The sequence below is a fragment of the Vibrio sp. 1F263 genome (genome assembly GCF_041439035.1).
Taxonomy (GTDB): Bacteria; Pseudomonadota; Gammaproteobacteria; order Enterobacterales; family Vibrionaceae; genus Vibrio; species Vibrio tasmaniensis_A.
The window spans coordinates 1-2769 of sequence record NZ_JBGONI010000098.1 but is presented as its reverse complement, the minus strand read 5'-3'; the positions used below and the strand labels follow the sequence as shown (position 1 = coordinate 2769).

Genomic DNA, 2769 nt, shown 5'->3' with positions numbered 1-2769 from the left:
CCGTTTTTTTACTGATAAATGAACGCTGGATAATACTATTTTAATTATTAAATTGAGGGCGGAATGACGGATACAATATCGCCTTTCTAAAGTCAGATTTCACTGTTATTTCGTTTTACGAATGGCCCTGAATTCCTAAAAGGTGTGGTGACTTTTTAGTAGTGTGATCCATTTTTCACCCCAACCCCTTTTAATATGGGCGACTTTACCTAATAATATAATGCCTTAGAGAAAGCACAAATTATGCAAGCGTTTAACGAAGTGGCCCTGCTTCCCTCAATCCAATCCCACACACCACGCTAAATCGGAAACGATTTAAATGGTTGTCTGCTTTAAACATAAAGACAATACAATCAATAACTTATGATATAAATAGAAGAGTGAATATTTTGGGGGGGAAATTTTCAAAATTTCAACTAATTAGCCGCTGAAATCCAATGTAGATTTACATCATAAATGCATCAATTGTACTTAATCCCTTTTCGAGAAAGGTCTGAGAGCTTGTTTAAAGTGGAAGTGATGTACTAGTGATTTATTAGCAATTAACTCGATGTTTTTAATGATAAATAGTGAGCTTTTTTGCAAGCATGTGATTTAATTGTAATGTAGGTAAAGTGTTGTTTAGAGGGAAATCTAAGAAAGGATGGTGGGATTATGGCGAAAGCTTTTTCTGTACAGAGTTACATTCGGGGTGAATTGGAGCAAGATTTTAAGGTGTTCAGAGACAGAGAAAAGTTAGGTGATGCGGAAGCCGTCAGGCAACTTCTCACGCTGGCATTGAGGATCAAACTGAACGATAAGGAAGATGAGCGGCCGTCTAACCGCGAGTTGATGGAAGAGATGTATCGACGGATCAGGATGATCCAAGGGACGGGTAATTTAACCCACACACAAAGTTTTGATGGTGTCGCGTTCCATGAAAATAAAAAAGATGCAGTAGAAATGCGTAATTTGGTTTCCGCTGATGTGGATAAAAAAGTGGATGCTTATCTTGCAGGCGAAAAAAAAGGGTAGCAGCAGCTACCCTCTTATTATCGCTCTAACTCTCTGTCGATTTCTCTGTCTTCCCAATGTCTCTCTTTCTCTGATTGATTAAATTCCATCTCTTGTTGAGGTGAATATTCTTTTGGCTCAAAGTGGTCGAATGATTGGCTGTCGAGTTCTGTTTTCTCATTATAGTTGAAGGTGTCTAATTCCCTCTCCTGATGAGACGTGTGCGGCTCACTTAATTCAAGGTTATGTGCACTGTTATCTCGCTCTAGTTTATCAATGCACGATTTGATGTCCTCTTTAAGGTTATCATTTGACATGAATTGGATGTCTCGGCCATTAAAGTTCTCGACGATTTTTTCAATGTTGTTCGGGTTTAAATCGTGATTGCCATGATTTAATACAATAATGATGTTCTGTCTTAGTTCATCGGTAGAGATGTTTTGAATGTCGTTCTTATGATTGAGGTTAATAATATCAATCTGTCCTTGGGTTTGGTCTCGAATTAGAAACGATTGTTCAATCGATGTGCTGATGATGGTGGTGTTTAAATTCTCCCCTTGATGGAATCTTGTTAATTGTTTGGATTTCGTCCCTAGGGTTCTTGGGTTAATGTCTAGGGAGGTATCTTTATTTCCTTGAGTGTCTAAATAGGTCACTTCAATGGCTTTGGTTTCGCCTTCTTTATTGTGGATGTTGGTTAGCATTGCAGGGTGAAGGGATCTATCTTCGGATGAATAGACCGCCGGGTGGAATTTTACATGGTTGTTTTCAATGTTATTGACACCGAGCTTGTTTAAGTACGTTTGGGCCAGTGTGTTATCCATCGGTAAGCTTTGATTGATATAATCCTTAGCCCGTTCTTCAAACTGCGCAATATGCCTTGGGGTGGTGCTCAGTAATTTGTCGTGTTTACTGTTTTCCTCCAGTTGATATTTTTCCGGTTCGTTGATCATCTTGTGCGCTTCATTCATCGCGGCTTTATAATTCATTTCCTTATGACTCATGATTAGGTTAATCAATGCGCCTTTTTCGCCTGTGGTGTAGTCTTTGAAATACCCGCGATGCTCTCCAGTTAAGGTGACTTTAATGGCCGATTTTCCAATACCAAAGGTTAAATAATCCCGGTCTGATTTGGATTGATTCGGCTGGCCTAATAACTGAATGGCGAGGCTTTCGGTGTATTTTGGTAGCTGCGTATTGATGTGCTCCCTAAATGTGTTGTAGTCAAAGTCACCGCTTTTATTTTGGAACCGGACGTCCTCATGAGGGAGTGCATTACGGTTAAAGTAGGTGGTGTCTTTGGGTGGAATTTGGTTGAGGGTTTCTATCGCACTGGCTTTATGGCTCTCTTTAGAAAGCCAGCTTTTGACCAATTGTTTTGTGTTGTCGGTATAGAGCCGAATGTGCTGACTGGCACGAGTCACATCGATACCGGCGCGTCTTAAGTTGGTCAGTGCGCCTTTGCTTTGTATCGCGCTAATGACGTGTTGATAGGTGGACCCTTGCGCCATGTCTGCAGTTCGACTGTAAGCGTAGTCCCAGTGCCCGTCTTTAAGCGCATTAGGGTTAAGGTTGAGTGTTTGTCCTGTCTTAGATTGAGCGATAACACGGTCTGTAGTCGCTTGCGTGATGCGGTACTCCACGTTGGCTTTGATATTGCGCTCTTTATCGGTAAAACGGGTGATGATTTTATCGCCCGTTGAGAGTGGTTTTTCTGACGTAGAGAACAGGGTGGTGAAGCGGTGGTCACGGTTGCGCGGTAAGAATGGCCTAGTC

Annotated in this window: 1 protein-coding gene and 1 pseudogene; one reads left to right on the top strand and one right to left on the bottom strand. The window is 41.3% G+C overall.

The window, feature by feature from the left end:
- Window positions 1-654: 654 nt before the first annotated feature.
- The gene (locus ACED25_RS23150) at window positions 655-1014 is read left to right on the top strand and encodes a hypothetical protein (RefSeq protein ID WP_016800120.1); all 360 of its coding nucleotides are present in this window, start codon (window positions 655-657) and stop codon (window positions 1012-1014) included.
- Window positions 1015-1031: 17 nt separating this feature from the next.
- On the opposite strand, the pseudogene ACED25_RS23145 reads toward ACED25_RS23150, so the two are convergent.
- Window positions 1032-2769, bottom strand: a pseudogene (locus tag ACED25_RS23145) (conjugative transfer relaxase/helicase TraI); the annotation flags it as partial.

Coding starts and splice junctions, on each gene's coding strand:
- ACED25_RS23150 (WP_016800120.1), top strand. CDS start 655: ATGGCGAAAGCTTTTTCTGTACAGAGTTACATTCGGGGTGAATTGGAG.